At 56.6% G+C, this 17775-nt stretch carries 15 protein-coding genes; 14 read left to right on the forward strand and 1 reads right to left on the reverse strand.

Annotated elements, in window-relative coordinates; genetic code table 11:
- Positions 1-396 precede the first annotated feature (396 nt).
- The 6 genes from EGY12_RS03980 (at position 397) to EGY12_RS04005 (ending at position 7046) form a co-directional block, all read left to right on the forward strand.
- Complete coding sequence (locus EGY12_RS03980; RefSeq protein ID WP_123892642.1) at positions 397-1692, forward strand: lysine N(6)-hydroxylase/L-ornithine N(5)-oxygenase family protein; 1296 nt, start codon at positions 397-399, stop codon at positions 1690-1692.
- Positions 1693-1741: 49 nt separating this feature from the next.
- Entirely contained in the window at positions 1742-2626 is an 885-nt protein-coding gene (locus EGY12_RS03985; RefSeq protein ID WP_123892643.1) for an ATP-grasp fold amidoligase family protein, read from the forward strand.
- 628 nt (positions 2627-3254) lie between these two features.
- Complete coding sequence (locus tag EGY12_RS03990) at positions 3255-4169, forward strand: alpha/beta hydrolase (RefSeq protein WP_123892644.1); 915 nt, start codon at positions 3255-3257, stop codon at positions 4167-4169.
- 427 nt (positions 4170-4596) lie between these two features.
- Positions 4597-5007 carry a GNAT family N-acetyltransferase gene (locus tag EGY12_RS03995; RefSeq protein ID WP_019453029.1) on the forward strand — a complete coding sequence of 137 codons (411 nt, stop codon included), beginning with the start codon at positions 4597-4599 and terminating at the stop codon, positions 5005-5007.
- 27 nt (positions 5008-5034) lie between these two features.
- On the forward strand, positions 5035-5724 hold the full coding sequence (locus EGY12_RS04000; protein ID WP_033636032.1) for a PAS and helix-turn-helix domain-containing protein: 690 nt from the start codon (positions 5035-5037) through the stop codon (positions 5722-5724).
- 20 nt (positions 5725-5744) lie between these two features.
- Positions 5745-7046, forward strand: coding sequence for a cytosine permease (locus tag EGY12_RS04005; protein ID WP_025304267.1), 1302 nt, complete (start codon positions 5745-5747; stop codon positions 7044-7046).
- Positions 7047-7092: 46 nt separating this feature from the next.
- Here the strand turns inward: EGY12_RS04005 and EGY12_RS04010 are convergent, their stop codons facing one another.
- A complete protein-coding gene (locus tag EGY12_RS04010; RefSeq protein WP_123892645.1) occupies positions 7093-7287 on the reverse strand; it encodes a hypothetical protein in 195 nt (64 codons plus the stop codon).
- A 287-nt stretch (positions 7288-7574) separates the two neighbouring features.
- On the opposite strand from EGY12_RS04010, the gene EGY12_RS04015 reads away from it, so the two are divergent.
- From EGY12_RS04015 to EGY12_RS04050, 8 genes are all read left to right on the forward strand, one after another.
- Positions 7575-8189: a helix-turn-helix transcriptional regulator gene (locus EGY12_RS04015; RefSeq protein ID WP_049198442.1), complete on the forward strand. Its 615-nt coding sequence runs from the start codon at positions 7575-7577 to the stop codon at positions 8187-8189.
- Positions 8190-9086 (forward strand): queuosine precursor transporter, encoded by an 897-nt coding sequence (locus tag EGY12_RS04020; RefSeq protein ID WP_123892646.1) that lies wholly within the window; start codon positions 8190-8192, stop codon positions 9084-9086.
- Positions 9064-9903, forward strand: a complete 840-nt coding sequence (gene queF, locus EGY12_RS04025) for an NADPH-dependent 7-cyano-7-deazaguanine reductase QueF (RefSeq protein WP_123895555.1) — start codon at positions 9064-9066, stop codon at positions 9901-9903. Before EGY12_RS04020 ends, queF begins: the two co-directional genes overlap by 23 nt.
- A 125-nt stretch (positions 9904-10028) precedes the next feature.
- On the forward strand, positions 10029-12176 hold the full coding sequence (locus EGY12_RS04030) for a phosphocholine-specific phospholipase C (RefSeq protein ID WP_123892647.1): 2148 nt from the start codon (positions 10029-10031) through the stop codon (positions 12174-12176).
- A 218-nt stretch (positions 12177-12394) separates the two neighbouring features.
- Positions 12395-13321, forward strand: coding sequence for an aminoimidazole riboside kinase (locus EGY12_RS04035; RefSeq protein WP_123892648.1), 927 nt, complete (start codon positions 12395-12397; stop codon positions 13319-13321).
- A 193-nt stretch (positions 13322-13514) separates the two neighbouring features.
- Positions 13515-14924: a carbohydrate porin gene (locus EGY12_RS04040; protein WP_123895556.1), complete on the forward strand. Its 1410-nt coding sequence runs from the start codon at positions 13515-13517 to the stop codon at positions 14922-14924.
- Positions 14925-14987: 63 nt separating this feature from the next.
- Positions 14988-16358 (forward strand): sucrose-specific PTS transporter subunit IIBC, encoded by a 1371-nt coding sequence (locus EGY12_RS04045; protein ID WP_123892649.1) that lies wholly within the window; start codon positions 14988-14990, stop codon positions 16356-16358.
- Complete coding sequence (locus EGY12_RS04050) at positions 16358-17767, forward strand: sucrose-6-phosphate hydrolase (RefSeq protein WP_123895557.1); 1410 nt, start codon at positions 16358-16360, stop codon at positions 17765-17767. Before EGY12_RS04045 ends, EGY12_RS04050 begins: the two co-directional genes overlap by 1 nt.
- Positions 17768-17775: the final 8 nt, after the last annotated feature.

The following is a 17775-nucleotide window of genomic DNA, read 5'->3' on the forward strand; positions in this document are numbered from 1 at the left end:
TAAGCAACGAACACCCGATCCCGGAAATGCAAAACGAACGCAGGCTGGCACATATCACCAGAAAAACAGATGAGCACCCCATGCGGTGGGTAGCCGCTCCGGATAACCGTTTTCATGGCGTGATTATTCAAAAATACCGGATTTTTACTTAGGAATATTCATTAAAACCACATGCAAGCTTTCAAAGGGATTTTCATGGAAAGAAATACGCCCGTAGCCTTTACCTGATGCGCTAACGAATTCTAAACGGGCATTTAAAAATGCGGTATTTTCTGCCCGTATACATTTAATTTAATTCGTGAAGCTTACTTATAAAAAAAGCAGCCTGGTTGCTATAAGCCACCCTATCTGCAGCCGTATTTCTGGGTATTATTCTCATTATACTGGAGCTTATTAATGAATCAGCGTTTGGATATCATCGGCATTGGCCTTGGCCCGTCTAATCTTAGCCTGGCGGCCTTAGGGAGTGAAATAGAGGGATTTACCGGGCAATTCCTGGAGCGCAAACCTCATTTCTCCTGGCACCCAGGAATGATCCTGGCGGATTGCAGCATGCAGACCAACTTTTTAAAGGATCTGGTGAGTGCGGTTGCTCCCACCAATCGCTACAGTTTCCTCAACTATCTGGTAAAAAACAGAAAGTTCTATCGTTTTCTGACGACGGAACAGCGCACCGCATCGCGTGAAGAGTTCGCCGATTACCTCACCTGGGCCGCCGGCGGGATGAACTCGTTGGCGTTCAATCAAGACGTTCAACGAGTCGAGTTCGACGATCGGCAGCGCCAGTTCGTGGTGACCACCTCACATAAAGTGTTTCACGCCAGGCACGTAAGCATCGGTATTGGCAAGAAAATAAAGTTGCCTGATTGCGTGACGGTGCAAAGCGATCGCTGTTTCCATGCCAGTGAAATGATGCTGCGCAACCCCGATCTGACCGGCAAACGCGTGGCGATCGTCGGCGGCGGCCAGAGCGGCGCAGACCTGTTCCTGAATATTTTTAAAGGGGAATGGGGGCAACCGGAGCAGCTTGACTGGATATCGCGTCGCAACAACTACAACGCGCTTGATGAAGCGGCCTTTGCCAACGAATACTTCACGCCCGATTACGTCGAGAGCTTTTACTCGCTGGATAGTGCGGCCAAAAGGCATATGCTGGCCGAACAGAAAATGACCTCAGACGGTATCACCAGTGAGTCGCTGCTGGCGATTTACCGCGCTATGTACCATCGTTTCGACGTCCTGCGCGAGAAATTATGGGTGCGCCTGCTGCCCAGCCGTTCGCTGACGGCCGTGAAACACACATTGGATAACGCCTACCAACTCGAAACGCGTCATCATCTCGATCACGGCGAAGAAGCCTTCAAGGCGGACGTGGTGATCTTTGCCACCGGTTATCAGGCGGCCACGCCAGAGTTCCTTGAGCCTTTGGCCCACCGCTTGCTGACCACTGCAGATGGCGAATACCGCATCTCCCCAGACTTTACCTTTGAGTGGGAAGGCCCGGCGGAGAACTGCTTGTTTGCCATGAACGCCAGCATGCACAATCACGGCATTGCCGATCCTCAGTTGAGCCTGATGGCGTGGCGATCGGCCCGCATTCTTAATCGGGCGTTAGACCACAAGCCATTTGATCTGGGAACAACGCCGACGGCCATTCAATGGCGCAGTGAAAGCGAACCACCCGCGTTTTAAATAAAAAACGTCTTAATCATTGTCACTACGCTTTGATGGAATTACGTATATGAAAAGACAAATCATTAAATTTATTATAAAGCAGCTGGCCGTACTGGCCCCCGAATTCAAGGCCCGGTTGCTCTACAAAAAAGCATTTGGCAAACCGTTAAACTTACAGTCGCCATCCACCTGGAATGAAAAGATCAATCACCTGAAGTTGAATGGTTATAGTCAAAATACATTGGTGAAGCAATGCGCTGATAAATATGCGGTAAGGCAGTACATCAAAGATCAAGGGTGCGAAGAGATCCTTAATGAATTGTACTTTGCCTGTGATTCAGTAAACGATATTCCGTGGGACACATTGCCGGATAAGTTTGTGATCAAAGGGAATCACGGTTCCGGGTATAACCTGATTTGCCAAAATAAAAAATTGCTGAATATCAAGAGCGCAAAAAAATTGATCGATGGCTGGATGAAAGATGATTATTGGAAAACCTACGTAGAACTCAACTACAAAGGGATACAAAAAAAGATCATTGGGGAGAAGTACATCGAATCGCCCAATGGTCACGGGCCTGAAGACTATAAAATTTATTGTTTCCGCGGTGTGCCTTACTGCACGTTGCTGTGTGTCGGCAGAGATACCGGCTCGCCAAAATATTACTTCTTTGACAAAGATTTCAAGTTTCTGTGCTACAGCGAAGACTGCCTGGCATTGAACCAGGAGGAGATCGACGCCTTCGTGAAACCAGAGGGCTATGATGCGCTGTTTGAGTACGCTTCACGCTTGTCCGCGCCCTTCGAATTTGTTCGCGTTGACTTCTATATCTCCAAAGGCCAGATCATTTTCGGCGAATTGACCTTTACCCCATCCGCCGGGCTGGATACGGATATCCTGCCGCCAACCGATGTTTTGCTTGGCGAGATGTTGACGTTGCAACCGCACTGATTTTACCGGACGCCACAAGGAAGACTGGGTCGCGCACCTGGAGTAATACCGGCCGGCATTTTTGCAGCCTGCCGGCCGGTATCGCCTTGAAGATTATCGGGCCGATGATCCCACATGCCCATACCACCGTTACGGCAAAACCTTCTGTCGCCTGCCCTTGGCTATCTGCACCAGACCCAAGGGCAATACCTCAGCCAGACCACATAACCATTTGAAAAACAATGGTATTGCACAATTAATAAGAATCACTTACATATTTATAATAAAATGTTCTATATGTATAGGAAGCTATAATATAAGATACCGGAAAGTTTCCCTGGTGTTGTTGTGTGTCTTTGCCCTATTTTATAGGGCTTTTTTTGCTAAACATCGTTGATAATCGTGTGTTTTCACCCTTTCCCTCAGTTTTCTCACTCACACAAACCATAACCATTTCTAATTAATTGTATTCCTTCTTATTCCTGAGTTATCAATAATAACAAAGGGTTGCTATTAACCCAGTAAAGCAACTGGCGGCCCTTTCCGGACTTCGGCCGCACTTCGTTGCCGGCATTCCCGCCCTAAAGGTAGGTTTTTGCCGGATGCGAACGGATGCTACTATCGGCCTTTTCCTAGGATGTTGACGCGCATGTTCTTGTCCAACCGGCCTTTTATCTCCGCGCTTCTGGCGCTCACCATCGGCCTTTGGCTGCCGGGCTCCGTATTGGGCAGGCCCGACCTGGAACGCAAGATCGGCACTACCGTAGCCGATAGCGATTCTGCAGATTACCGTTTCAGCGATCTGCGTTTCACCTCCGCCGACGGCCAACGGCATTACCGCGTTCGCATCGCCCAGCCGCGTCAGGCCCCTGCGCCTGGCGGCTATCCAACGGTGTATTTCCTCGATGGCAATGCGGTACTGATGGAATTGACCCCCGCCTTGCTGGCCAAATTGGCCGCGGCGAAGCGGCCGCCGGCGCTGGTGATGATCGGCTATGACAACGATCTGCGCATCGATGCTGCCGGCCGAGCCTACGACTACACGCTCCCGCTGCCGGCAGGCATGAAGAAACCGCCACGGGCCGGCGGGGGCGCGGATGCGTTCCTACAATTGATTGAAACTCGGATCAAGCCAGCAATCGCTGCCAAACTGGCGATCGATCCGCAGCGGCAAACGCTGTGGGGCCACTCCTACGGCGGCCTCTTTGTTCTGCACACATTATTCACTCATCCCGCCGCCTTCCAACGCTACATCGCCGTGGAACCTTCGCTGTGGTGGGGCAACGGCATGATCCTGCAAGAAGCGCAGCAGATGACGGAACGGCGCCAGGTGCCGGCGACGAGGCTGCAATTGTGGGTGGGCCTGGCGGATCGCGATCGCGCGGCACCGCCCGGTGTAAAGAGCCCCGCCCTGCCGGCAAACGCCACGCGTTCATTGGCCGAACATCTGGCGCAGCTCGATGGTCTTGTCGTCGGTTATCGGGAGTGGCCCGCCTTAGGACACGGCGCCATGCTGGGTGCCTCCATCGAGCCGGCGCTGAACAGTGTGATATCAGAAGACTAAATCAGCGGATCAAAGGGTATCGGCCACATTTTCATCTGCGGCTCATATCTTCTGATAAGAAGAGTGTTTAATATCTGAGACAGTGAGTGGCTATCGTGGGATGGGCGCGTCAAAAATAAAGTGGCTCCCCCGTCGGCAAGTGAGCTTGCTCTATCCGGTGGAGCCATACAGTACTGCAGTTTTCCCGGTGGGGCCCTGGTGAGGCGCAAGTAGGAAAAGATGGTGTAAGCAGGGCATTTCAGCGTTTTAATACCGCCTGTTTCACTATTTTCTTCTCCCTGTGACGCCTACTATAAGCGCCCACGCACCTGGCGGAAAAGGGTGAAAACCACCCTTGAAATACATTAATGAAAGTGATATTAGAAGCGGTTAGGGCAAAAACGCCTAGTTCAGTTTTGAATAATTAAATCAGGGAATTATATTAAAAATGAATATTAATATCACCGACAAACCCAACCCGCAGGATGAAGAGTTCGTTATCGACAGCCTCTGGGCGCACAACCATAAAACCCAGCCCGTAGACATTCACCCGCTGTTCCTGACCGTCACCGACGACAATCAGCAGATCGTCGGCGGCCTGGTCGCACGCACCTGGTGGGGCGGCCTGGAAGTGCAGTATCTGTGGGTCGGCGATCAATGCCGCAAAAGCGGCTACGGCCGTCAACTGATGCAGCTGGCCGAAGAAGAAGCCCGCAAGCGCGGTTGCCATATGGCCTATGTCGATACCTTCGATTTCCAGGCCAGAGGCTTCTACGAAAAACTGGGCTATCGGGTCTACGGCGAATTGGGCGACTATGCGCATCGCCACACCCGTCATTACCTGGCTAAAAGCCTGTAACGCGTCCTGAGCGGCGCAGAGGTAGATATGGGCTCATCGCATAAAAATAATGAATCTTATTTTAAGGGCCTCATCACCATGATGGAGCATCTGAGCGAACCCTGGGGCATCAAAGATCAGTTGTCCCGCCACCTCTATATGAACCGCGCCGCTTATCTCTATACCAATACGCCGCTGAATTTCGACGTTGCCGGCAAGTATGATCACGAATTCCCCGCTGACTGGGCCGACTCCGCCGCCGACTTTATCGAGCATGACAAAATGACCGAAGCGGCACGCGATCGGGTCACGGTCATAGAAACGCACTACTGGTACGGCAAAGATAGCCTGACGCCGTTTATCAGCGAAAAGCTGCCGGTGTACAACGATGACAAACAGGTGATTGGCGTGATCTGGAACGCCAAGCCGATGAACAGCCTGTCGCCGCTGAAATACATCAATCAGCAAAAGCCCAGCGTCTTGACCACCGAAGTTAATAACGAGCTGTTCACCCGTGCCGAACTCGATGTTATTTTTCTTATGCTTCAGCGATTTACGGTGAAAGAAATCGCCAAAATCTATAACGTCAGCAATAAGACCATCGAAAACCGCATTTATAACATTTACCAGAAGGCCAACGTGCATACCCAGCAGCAATTTGAGGAGTACTGCAAATACGCCAATCTGGATAACTACATTCCCGATCGCCTGATAACCAAAGGCATTCAGTTTATTTGAACCGCAAGGAAGATCTCACCGTGATAAAGATCGAAGATTATCCGCTCACCCGGGTGCCGCAGGATAAAAGAGTTTCGTTTTTAAGCGTGGCCATCGTGCATATGGGCATGCTGACCGCGCTCGACCAGTTCATGCTCGGCGCCGTGCTCGGCAACTCCATGACGCTGATTGACGCCTTCACCGCCATTTTCGTCGGCAGTCTGATCTTCGGCGTAGTGACCTACGGCCTGGGGCTGGCTGGCATGCGCGAAGGGATTTCCGGCAGCCTGCTGGCGCGCTGGTGCGGCTTCGGCCGTCTTGGCTCGGTGCTGATCGGCGTGGTAGTCGCCGTCAGCCTGCTAGGTTGGTTCGGCATTCAGAACGCCATTTTCGCCAAGTCACTCGACTTTGCGCTCGGCAATAAGCTGGGTTTTGGCCTGGCCGCCGGGCTCTCGGGCACGCTGTTGACCATCCTGGTGGCATTCGGCTTCAAGGCGCTACGCATCGCCGCCCGTATCGCGGTGCCGATGTTCATCATGCTGGTGGCCTTTATTTCGGTGACTGCGCTTTCCGGGCACAACCTGCAGGAGATTATCCAGCTGGCGCCGCCGGGTGAGCCGCTGACCATCAGCGCCGGCATCACCATCGTCGTCGGCGGGGCCATTGTGGCCAGCCTGATGACGCCCGATCTGACCCGTTACTCCAAAAACGGCAAGCACGTGCTCGGCGTGACTCTCTTTACCATCATCGCCGGCGAGTTCGTGGTGAACGGCCTGGCGATCCTGATAGCCAAAACCCTGGGCACCGCGGATGTGGTCACCATCATGTCGCAAGCGGCCGGCGGCGCCGGTTTGCTGGTGGTGGTGTTCTCCACTCTGCGCGTCAACGATCTCAACCTGTATTCCTCTTCACTGGGCATCGTCAACGCGGTGGAAGGCATCACCGGCAAAAAGCTGAAGTACACCTACACCACATTAGTGATCGGCATTCTGGGCACCACGCTGTCGGTGCTGGGCATTCTTGACCGCTTTGTCGACTTCCTGACGGTGCTTGGCGTGGTCTTCCCGCCGATTATCGGCATCATGCTGGTGGATTATTATCTGCTGCGCAGCCACCGCAAAATCCTGGACGAAAGCCGCCGTACGGGCCAGCTGCCAAACGAAACGCCAACCATCGGTTGGGCGGCGATCGTCGCCAGCATCGCCGGCGGCGCCGTAGGCCTGGCGACCGAATGGGGCGTACCGACCATCAACTCCCTGGTGGCCGCCAGCCTGCTGTATTGGGTGCTCAAACTGGCCTTCAGCCGGGCGCAGAAACCACTGGCTTCGCAGAAGTCGCTCTGATTTTCGCGCATGAAACAACGCACTCCTCCGGTGGCGGGGGAGTGTTTTATCTTTGAGAAAGGTGGGTATAACCTAAAAAAATGGGCCGATCGCGCAGACAAACGGCCATGGTGGTTAGGGTCCCTGGTGTCGGTAGCAAGTTATCCATTACGCTCAGAATGCGGCAACGCCCCTCTGAGTTTTTATTATAAAAATCGTTGGCCTCAGTGTTCTGATCATAAAGAAAAACTTCAGCTTTCATGAACAGTAGCTCATGAAATCGGCTTTGGTCAACATAAAAGCACACATAAAACCGACTTTTGTGTTCACTTTTCCATAAGAAAAAGCTAATTAATTGATTTGCACAACTTTACCATCCTCGCAGATAAGCCAGGCTCTCCTCGCCAATATCACCGCGTTAACCGACTGACAAAAACAATAATTAACACCAATAATCAGCCTGTTACCTACCCGCCAACGCCTTTTTATCTGGACAACGCCACCCCGTAAGATATAGTGAAGCCTGCGTAATGTTTGTAAGGACAGCCAATGAAAACCACCAACGCACAGCGCAAAATCAACATCATTAAAAACATTGAATATCTGATGCGTACCCGCGGTGAAACAAAGGCTTCCTTTTCCAACCGCAGCGGCCTGACTCGCACCACCCTCTACAAAATTCTTGACGGAAGAGTGAACAACGTTCAGCAATCCACCGTTAATCGGATTTCCGATTTCTTCGGCGTCTCCTGCGAGGAGATCGAAGACTACGATCTGGAAAAACTGGAGTTGCTCAACGAAACGCTGTCCACTGAAGGCAACAAGAACCCTTCCGCCATTCCGGTGATCCCGCAGTCGCGTTATCTGGCCGTCTCGCAGCGCAAGGTCGGGCAACTGGTCACCGAGTTTCCTTTGACTTATTTCTTCGGCGATGAGTCGAACATGTTGGCAATGAAAATAGAGACCGAAATTAAAGGGTCATTTATTCCCGGCGAAGTCATTATCATTAAACGTCCGCCGGTACTGATTTGCGATTCCCCCTTGCTGTTTCACTCGGGAAAAAGCGGCTTCTTTGTGGTTGACGACAAAGACAGAGAAAGCATGGACAAACGCCCTCAGGACACCGTGCAATTCCTGGGTTATATCGTTGGAGAAAGGTTATAAATGGAACCGAATCAGAAGTTCAAGCTGTTGGGCTTCACCCGGCATGGCACCATCGCAGCCAATGTCATGGTATTGGCCACCGGCAAAACCATTACCATGGGGCTGAATGAACTGGCCGACAGCGAAATATCAGAAGATCTGAGCCGGCACGAGCTGCAGGCGCTGTACCGCAAACTCTATGGCGACAACCAACAAAAAACCGCCTACGAGCTCAGCGATCGCCATGAACGTTCCTGGTATGCCTACCTGATTATTACCGTGGCGCTCAGCGTGATTTATATCTTCTCAACGCTGTGCGGCGTCAAACCGATCCAAATCCCGGTGCTGAACCTCATCACGCCCCCGGCGATCTTCATCTACCCGCTCACGTTTATTCTGGTAGATATTCTCAACGAATTCTATGGATTACGGCTGGCCAGGCGCACGATCATCATCTCGTTTATCGCCAACCTGACCTTCGTCTTCGGCGTTTGGGTGACGACGCTGGTGCCAAGCATTCCACAATGGGAGTACAGCGAGACCTACAATGGCATCGTGCACAGTATCATGGCGGTGCTGCTGGCCTCTTCGGCAGCCTATCTGATCTCCGAGAACGTCAACTCCTACCTGCTTTGCAAAATCAAAGAGTTGACCAACTCTCGCTACCTGTTTGTGCGCGTGATCACCAGCACCATAGTAGCTTCGGCTATCGACAGCGTGGTGTTCTGTACGTTGGCGTTCTACAACGTGCTGAGCTGGGACATCATCAAAACCATGATCCTGTCGCAGTTCCTGATCAAAGTGGTTTACGCCCTGTTGGGCGTCGGGCCGATCTACGCCACCCGCAGTCTGTTTAACCGCTATATCAATACCGAACAAGCAAAGGGCAATGAATATGCATATCCAAAAGCAAGATAAGATCACCCATCTTGGCGCGAACTCCGATTATCCGGATCAATATGCTCCCGCATTGCTCGAAGCCTTGCCGCGTGCGCGCGGCCGCGATCTGATAGGCGTGGACGAGCGGCAGCTGCCATTCAGCGGCTTTGATCTGTGGACCGCCTTCGAGCTGTCCTGGCTCAACGCCAAGGGCAAGCCGGTGGTGGGCATCGGCGAATTTACCTTCCCGCATTCCTCGTCGAACCTGATCGAATCCAAGTCGTTCAAGCTGTATCTCAACAGCTTCAACCAAACGCGCTTCGACAGCGTGGAACAGGTAAGCGCCGCCATGCAAAAGGATCTGTCGCAGGCGGCCAACGGCCAGGTCGCCGTCAAGCTCTATCCGGGGCTGGAAGGTTACCCGACGCAAATCGATCGCCTGCCGGGCATCAATATCGACGATCTGGATATCGCGGTCGACGACTTCGCCTTCACCCCGGAATACCTGAGCGGTGCGGCCGAGCTAGGGGAACCGGTGTCGGAGACGCTGTCCTCCAATCTGCTGAAATCCAACTGCCTGGTCACCAACCAGCCGGACTGGGGCAGCGTGGTTATCCGCTATGAAGGCCGCAAAATCGATCGTGAAAGCCTGCTGCGCTACCTGATCTCCTTCCGCCAGCACAACGAATTCCACGAGCAGTGCGTCGAGCGCATTTTCAACGACATCAAGCAGAGCTGCCGCCCGGAAAAACTCAGCGTGTTCGCGCGCTACACCCGCCGCGGCGGCCTGGATATCAACCCCTTCCGCAGCGATTTCGAAACGGCGCCGGCGCTCGGCCGCCTGATCAGACAGTAAGCGTTATCCCCCCAATGCTCCCGCCAGGGAGCATTGTTCCCCCTCGCTTTCATCTCCCTGTTATTTTTCGCCATTATCGTCGTCAGCGGCTATCTTCAAAGCACACTGACGGAGATTAACGACGCATGCCTGACCTTTCACGCAGAGACATCCTGCGGGCTGCCGCCATCGGATCGGCGTTCTCGCTGTTGCCTGCCTCAATTCGCAAAGCGCTGGCCATTCCCGCCAACAACCGCACCGGCACCCTGCGGGACGTCGAACACGTGGTCATCCTGATGCAGGAGAACCGCTCTTTCGACCACTACTTCGGCACCCTGCCGGGCGTGCGCGGCTTCAGCGATCGCTTCACCATCCCATTGCCCGGCGATCGCCACATCTGGCAACAGCAGGGCACCGAACGGCTGGTGTTGCCTTACCACCTGGACAGCAAACGCGGCAACGCCCAGCGCGTCACCGGCACGCCGCACTCGTGGGTGGATGAACAAGCCGCCTGGGATCATGGCCGCATGAGCGCCTGGCCCACCTACAAAACGCCGGCCTCGATGGGCTACTACCGTCAACATGAGCTGCCGTTCCAGTTCGCGCTGGCCAACGCCTTTACCCTGTGCGACGCCTATCACTGCGCCATTCACGCCGGCACCAACACCAACCGGCTGTTCCACTGGACCGGCACCAACGGCCCGTCCGCCGCCGACGTGGCGGTGGTGGTCAACGAATGGGACAACCCCGGCCCGGCAGACATCGGCTATCAGTGGACAACTTATCCGGAACGGCTGGAGGCGAGCGGCGTCAGTTGGAAGGTGTATCAATTCCTGCCGGACAATTTTACCGACAACCCGCTGGCGGGTTTTCGCCAATATCGCGCCGCCAGCATTCAGGTGGGCAACCCGGCGCGGCCGCCGAAAGACTTCAACGCCTTTGTGCCCTATAGCGACGCGCTCAACGCGACCGCGCCGCTGTACAAAGGCAACGGCAACACTCTGCCGGCCGCCGACGGCAACGATCTGGAGGCCATGCTGGCCGGGTTCCGCGCCGACGTGCAGCAGGGCAAACTACCGCAGGTCAGCTGGATCATCGCGCCGGCGGCCTATTCGGAACACCCCGATCCCTCCAGCCCGGTGCAGGGCGGCTGGTTCACCCAAGAGATCCTCAACGCGCTGACCGACAACCCGGAGGTGTGGAGTAAAACCGTCATGCTGGTCAACTACGACGAAAACGACGGCTTTTTTGACCATATGCCTTCGCCTTCCGCGCCGTCGCTGCGCGAGGACGGCAGCTTCGCCGGTAAATCGACGGTGCCGTTCGACACCGAGATCTTCCAGCACGTAGCGCCGCCCGGTTCGCAGGATCAACCGCCGCCGGACGGCCGCATCTATGGCCCCGGGCCGCGGGTGCCAATGCTGGTACTGTCGCCCTGGAGCCGCGGCGGCTGGGTTAATTCGCAGGTGTTCGATCACACCTCAGTGCTGCAATTTTTGGAAAAACGCTTTCAGGTGCATGAGCCCAACATCAGCGCCTGGCGCCGCGCGGTGTGCGGCGATCTCACCTCGGCGTTCAACTTTGTCGACCCTAACGGCGAGGCGCTGCCGAGCCTGCCCGTCACCAGCCGCCACGCCGCCGACGGCTTGCGCCTGCGCCAGGAGCAGCTACCGCAGGTACCGCTGCCACCGCCCGCCCACCAGCGTTTGCCCCACCAACGCCGCCTGGCGCGCCCTTCCCGCGCGCTGCCTTATCAGCTGCACGTCGAAGCCACCGCCGCGCTCGAGCAGCGCCGCGTAACGTTGAATCTGTTCAATACCGGCGAGCAAGGGGCTGTGTTTCACGTCTACAACCAACGGGATCTGACGCAGATCCCGCATCGCTATACCGTCGAGGCCGGCAAGGCGGTCAGCGACGACTGGCAAACGGAGAATGAGTACCATCTGTGGCTGCTCGGCCCGAACGGCTTCCATCGTGAGCTGCGCGGCGCTCTGAGCCGGCCGCAGCCGGAAGTGCGTTTGCACCCGACGGGCCGCAGCCTGCTGCTGCAGTTGAATAACCCGGGCGCCGAAGCGATAGCGGTCACCCTCGAACGCTGCCCTTATACGCAGCAGGGCCCGTGGCACATCACGCTGCCGGCGGGCGGCAGTCACCAGCAAACGTTTGACGCCCGCACCAGCGGCGATTGGTATGACCTTACGTTGCAAAGCCACGGAGGCTGGCTGCGTCGCCTGGCGGGGCGGCTTGAGGACGGCGAACACAGCGTCAGCGACCCGCTGATGGGGCAGGAATAACGCGTTGTAGATTGAAATCACGGGAATTAAACCGTCGGCCACGCTGTTGCGCCCACCGCCGCCAGTTCTCTTGCGGTGGGCGCATTGTCAAAACCTTTCCCTGCCCCACCCGCTATTTTTTTGATCTCGCTCACGGTCGGATATTATTTGATTGCCTTGCTAAACCGGTTCTTCTATTTTAGCCACCCATCTGAAAAGGGTAATAACAGGGATTAAGCATGATGAAACGCGTATGGGTACTGGGCGACGCCGTGGTCGACCTGGTGCCGGAAAATGCCAACGGTTATCTAAAATGCCCCGGCGGCGCGCCGGCCAACGTGGCAGTGGGCATCGCCCGGCTCGGTGGCGACAGCGCCTTTATCGGGCGAGTGGGGCAAGACGGCTTCGGCGCTTTTCTGCAGCAGGTGCTGAGCGACGAAGGGGTAGATATCGGCCATATGCGTCCGGACGCCGAACACCACACCTCCACGGTCGTGGTGGACCTCGATCTGCAGGGTGAGCGTTCATTCACTTTTATGGTGCAGCCCAGCGCCGATCTGTTTTTGCAGCCTGACGATCTGCCGGCTTTCCAACGGGGCGAATGGCTGCACCTCTGCTCCATCGCGCTGTCGCAAGAACCCAGCCGCAGCGCGGCCTTTGCCGCGATGGAGCGCATTCGGGCGGCCGGGGGCCGGGTCAGTTTCGATCCCAATATCCGCGAAGAGGTCTGGCGCCAGCCGGAAGCACTGCGCCCCTGCCTGCAAAAGGCGCTGCTGCTGGCGGATGTGGTAAAACTGTCGCGCGAAGAGCTGACTTTCATCAGCCACCTTGACGATGTAGAGAACGCCATGCGGTGGATGATGCAAACCTACCCGCTGCGCCTGCTGCTGGTGACGCTGGGTGGCGACGGCGTCTGCATACACGATGGGCATCATCTGCGGCATTTCCGCGCGCCGTCGATTGTGCCGGTAGATACCACCGGTGCCGGCGACGCCTTCGTCGCCGGGCTGTTAGCGGCGCTGGCGCGCCTTCCCGAGTTGCCGCAGGAAGCGCAATGGCCGGCGGTCATCGCCCAGGCCCAAGCCTGCGGCGCGCTGGCCACCACCGCCAAAGGCGCCATGACCGCCCTGCCCCGTGCCGAAGAACTCGCCGTTTTTCTGCGCTGATCCCCTTCATCCACGGCGATCCCCTGGCGCCGTGGTCTTTTAACCCACGATTTGCGCGCTCGATCACAATAGCTGAATCGGGTTAGCAAACTTGATTGCCAGTCCGCTTTTCGCTCGCTATCTTTCGCCTTGAAAAACCGGTTTAGCATTTTAGCAAAAAATAATAACAACCCTTCCCGGATGATAGACGATGATGAAAAAACTCAGCTATTTGGCGATAACAACAGGGCTTTTCCTCTCCACCTCTGCCGCTGCGGCCTCTGGCGGCGGCAGTATCGAGGCGCGTCTTAACGCGCTGGAGTACCGTCTGGCACAGGCGGAACAGCGCGCCGCTCAGGCTGAAACCCGCGCCACTGCAGCGGAACGCCGGGCGCAACAGTTGGAACAGCGTACCGCCAGCGCCGAGCGGCAAACCGCGCAGGTCGCGCAGCGCGCCGCCGCGTTGGAAACGCAATCCCCCTCGACCGGCGCACTGAAACTGAACGGCTTCAACGATCTGAAACTGTACGGCGACGTGGAGTTCAACCTGGACGGCGCCAGCCGCAGCGGCCAGCTGACGTCGCTGAAAGGCAGCGACAACAAGGACTGGAAGCCCGGCAATAAAGAACGCTGGGACATCAACGGTCGCATTCTGGTAGGGCTGGACGGCTACCGCCGCAATCCGGACGGCAATTTCTCCGGCTTTAGCGTACAGCCGCTGGCGGACATGAGCGGCAAAATGAACCTGGACGACGCCGCGTTCTTCTTCGGCAATGAAAAGAACTGGCAAACCAAAATCGGCCGCTTCGAGGCCTACGACATGTTCCCGCTGAATCAGGACACCTTCATTCAGTACTCAGGCAATACCGCCAACGATCTTTACGCTGACGGCTTTGGCTATATCTATATGATGAAAGAAGGTCGCGGCCGCAGCAGCAGCGGCGGAAACCTGATGTTGAGCAAATATGCCGGTGATGTCTATTTCGAGCTGAACACGCTGGTGGAAGACGGTACCTCGCTGTTCCAGGACAGCAGCTACCACGGCAACTCACTGAACAATAAGAAAAACGTCGCTTATTTGCGCCCGGTGATCGCCTGGAAGAAAGACGCCTTCAGCGTTGCAGCGGCGATGGAAAGCAACGTGGTGAATAACGCCTACGGTTATCAGGACGACCAAGGCCGCTTCGTCGATCAGTCCAAGCGCAACGGCTACGGCATGACGATGAGCTGGAACAACAGCGCCGCCGATCCGGATAACGGCGTGGTGGCCAACCTGAGCACCGCCTATCTGGATGCGTCAGGCGAGCAAGACTTCACCGCCGGCGTCAACGTGCTGTGGCGGCGCTTCGAACTGGGCTATATCTATGCCCATAACAATATCAAAGAGTTCAATACCGCCGGGATCGCCGCCGATATCCACAATCCGCTCAGCGAACCGGGCAACTACGACATCCACACCGTTCACGCGTCGTATCAGATACCTAACATTATGAATATGAAGAATTTCAATTTGTATTTAGGCGCCTATGTTTCACTGCTGGAAGCCAACGCCGAGAACAAGATCGCCAACGGTGACAACGACCAGCGTTACGGCGTGCGCGCCAGATTCAAATATTTCTTCTGACATCGATAAATACATTTCCGCCGTGCAAAGCGCGGCGGCATTTTAATTCAGCAAGGGGACAACATGGACATTACCGCAACCGCCAACGCGCTGTTGCCGCTGCTCGGCGGTAAAGAGAACATCGCCAGCGCCGCCCACTGCGCCACGCGCCTGCGCCTGGTGTTGGTGGATGACAGCAAGGTGGACAAAGAGGCCATCGGCAAACTGGACGGCGTCAAAGGCTGTTTCAGCAACGCCGGTCAGATCCAGGTGATCTTCGGCACCGGGCTGGTCAACAAGGTGCATGCGGAATTCATCAAGGCGGCGGGCATCAGCGAATCCAGCAAGGCCGAAGCTGCCGATATCGCGGCGAAAAAGCTCAACCCACTGCAGCGCATCGCCCGACTGCTGTCGAACATCTTCGTGCCAATCATCCCGGCGATCGTCGCTTCCGGCCTGCTGATGGGGCTGCTCGGCATGGTGAAAACCTACGGCTGGGCCGATGCCAACAGCGCGCTGTTCATCATGCTGGATATGTTCAGTTCGGCGGCGTTCATTATCCTGCCGATTCTGATCGGCTTCACCGCCGCACGCGAATTCGGCGGCAATCCCTATCTGGGTGCCACGCTCGGCGGCATTTTGACGCATCCGGCGCTGACCAACGCCTGGGGCGTCGCCGGAGGGTTCCACACCATGAACTTCTTCGGTCTGGACATCGCCATGATCGGCTATCAGGGTACCGTGTTCCCGGTGTTGCTGACGGTGTGGTTCATGAGCTTGCTGGAGAAACGGCTGCGCAAAGTGATCCCCAACGCGCTCGATCTGATCCTGACGCCGTTCCTGACGGTGGTGATCTCAGGCTTTGTCGCTCTGCTGTTTATCGGCCCCGCCGGCCGCGCGTTGGGCGACGGCATCTCCTTCGTGCTCAGCACGCTGATTGCCCATGCGGGGTGGTTCGCCGGGCTGCTGTTCGGCGGCCTCTATTCCGCTATCGTCATCACCGGCATCCACCACAGCTTCCACGCGGTAGAAGCCGGGCTGCTCGGCAATCCCAATATCGGCGTCAACTTCCTGCTGCCTATCTGGTCGATGGCCAACATCGCTCAAGGCGGCGCCTGCCTGGCGGTGTATTTCAAAACTCGCGATGCCAAAATCAAAGCCATCGCGGTGCCTTCGGCCTTTTCCGCCATGCTCGGCATCACCGAGGCGGCGCTGTTCGGCATCAACCTGCGCTTTGTGAAACCGTTCCTGGCGGCGCTGGCGGGCGGCGCGCTTGGCGGCGCCTGGGTGGTGGCCAACCATGTCGGCATGAACGCGGTCGGGCTGACGGCGATCCCCGGCATGGCGATCGTGCAAGCCAGCTCGCTGGTCAGCTATATCATCGGCCTGGCGATCGCGTTTGGCAGCGCCTTCGTCCTCTCTCTGCTGCTGAAATATAAAACGGACGCGCAATGATGGAAGAACTCAGCTTAATCAAACAGGCGCTGCGGGCGGTAATGAACGGCCTGCCAGAGGCGCTGCGCGATCCGCACCGCCCGGCGTGGCATCTGGCGCCCAGCGTTGGCCTGCTGAACGATCCCAACGGCTTTATCCAACACAACGGCGTTTATCACCTGTTCTATCAGTGGAATCCGCTGGGCTGCGATCATCGCAACAAGTGCTGGGGACACTGGCAGTCGATCGATTTATTGCGTTGGGAACATCTGCCGATCGCCCTGGCGCCAGGGGCCTGTTACGACAGCCACGGCTGTTACTCCGGATCGGCGGTGGTGGCGGAAGACAAAATCATGCTGATCTACACCGGCAACGTGAAATTCCCCGACGGTTCGCGCACCGCTTACCAATGCCTGGCTCAGGAAAGCGATCGGGGCGAATATCGCAAACTCGGGCCGGTGCTGCCGCTGCCGACGGGCTACAGCGGCCACGTACGCGATCCGAAAGTGTGGCGGCATCAGGATGCCTGGTACATGGTGCTCGGCGCGCGTGACTTGCAGGATCGCGGCAAGGTGCTGCTGTTTTGCTCCAGCGATCTGCGCGACTGGCAAGCGCTGGGTGAGATCGCCGGTTCCGGCCTGAACGACCTGGGGGAATTCGGCTACATGTGGGAGTGCCCGGATCTGTTCGCGTTGGACGGCGACGATGTGTTGATCTGCTGCCCGCAGGGGCTGGCGACGCAGCCGGAACGCTACCTCAACCGTTACCAGGCCGGTTATCTGCTCGGCAAGTTGGATTACCGGAAGGCGGCCTTCAGCCACGGCGAATTTCGCGAACTGGACGCCGGCTTCGAGTTCTATGCGCCGCAGACGACGCTGGCGGAAGATGGCCGCCGCCTGCTGTTCGGCTGGATGGGTGTGCCCGAACAAGATGAAGAGAATCACCCGACGCGCCGTTACGGCTGGATCCACACCATGACCTGCCCGCGCGAGCTGTCGCTGCGGCAGGGCCGCCTTCACCAGCGCCCGGCGCGCGAGTTGCAACAGCTGCGCGGCGAACGGTCATGCTGGCATGGCCGCGCCGATGACGCCCCCGCCTATGCGCTGGGGGTGGCGGAGCTGCAGCTGACGCCGCAAGGCGCTTTCAGCGCCGCCTTTGGCGATGCGATGCGGTTGAACTGGGACGGCGAACGGCTGCAGCTGACGCGCGCTTCCCTGGCCGACGGCCGGCCGGAGCACCGCTACTGGCGCGGCTCAGTCACCCATCTGCAGGTGCTGTTCGATCGTTCCAGCGTAGAGATCTTCATCAACCATGGCGAGGCGGTCATGAGCGCACGCTACTTCCCGGTAGATGAACCGCAACTGCGGCTGTCCGGAAACGCACCGCTGGCGTTGGAATACTGGCCGCTGACGCCATGCATGCTAGAATGACGCATCCT

Source organism: Serratia sp. FDAARGOS_506 (genome assembly GCF_003812745.1).
GTDB lineage: Bacteria > Pseudomonadota > Gammaproteobacteria > Enterobacterales > Enterobacteriaceae > Serratia.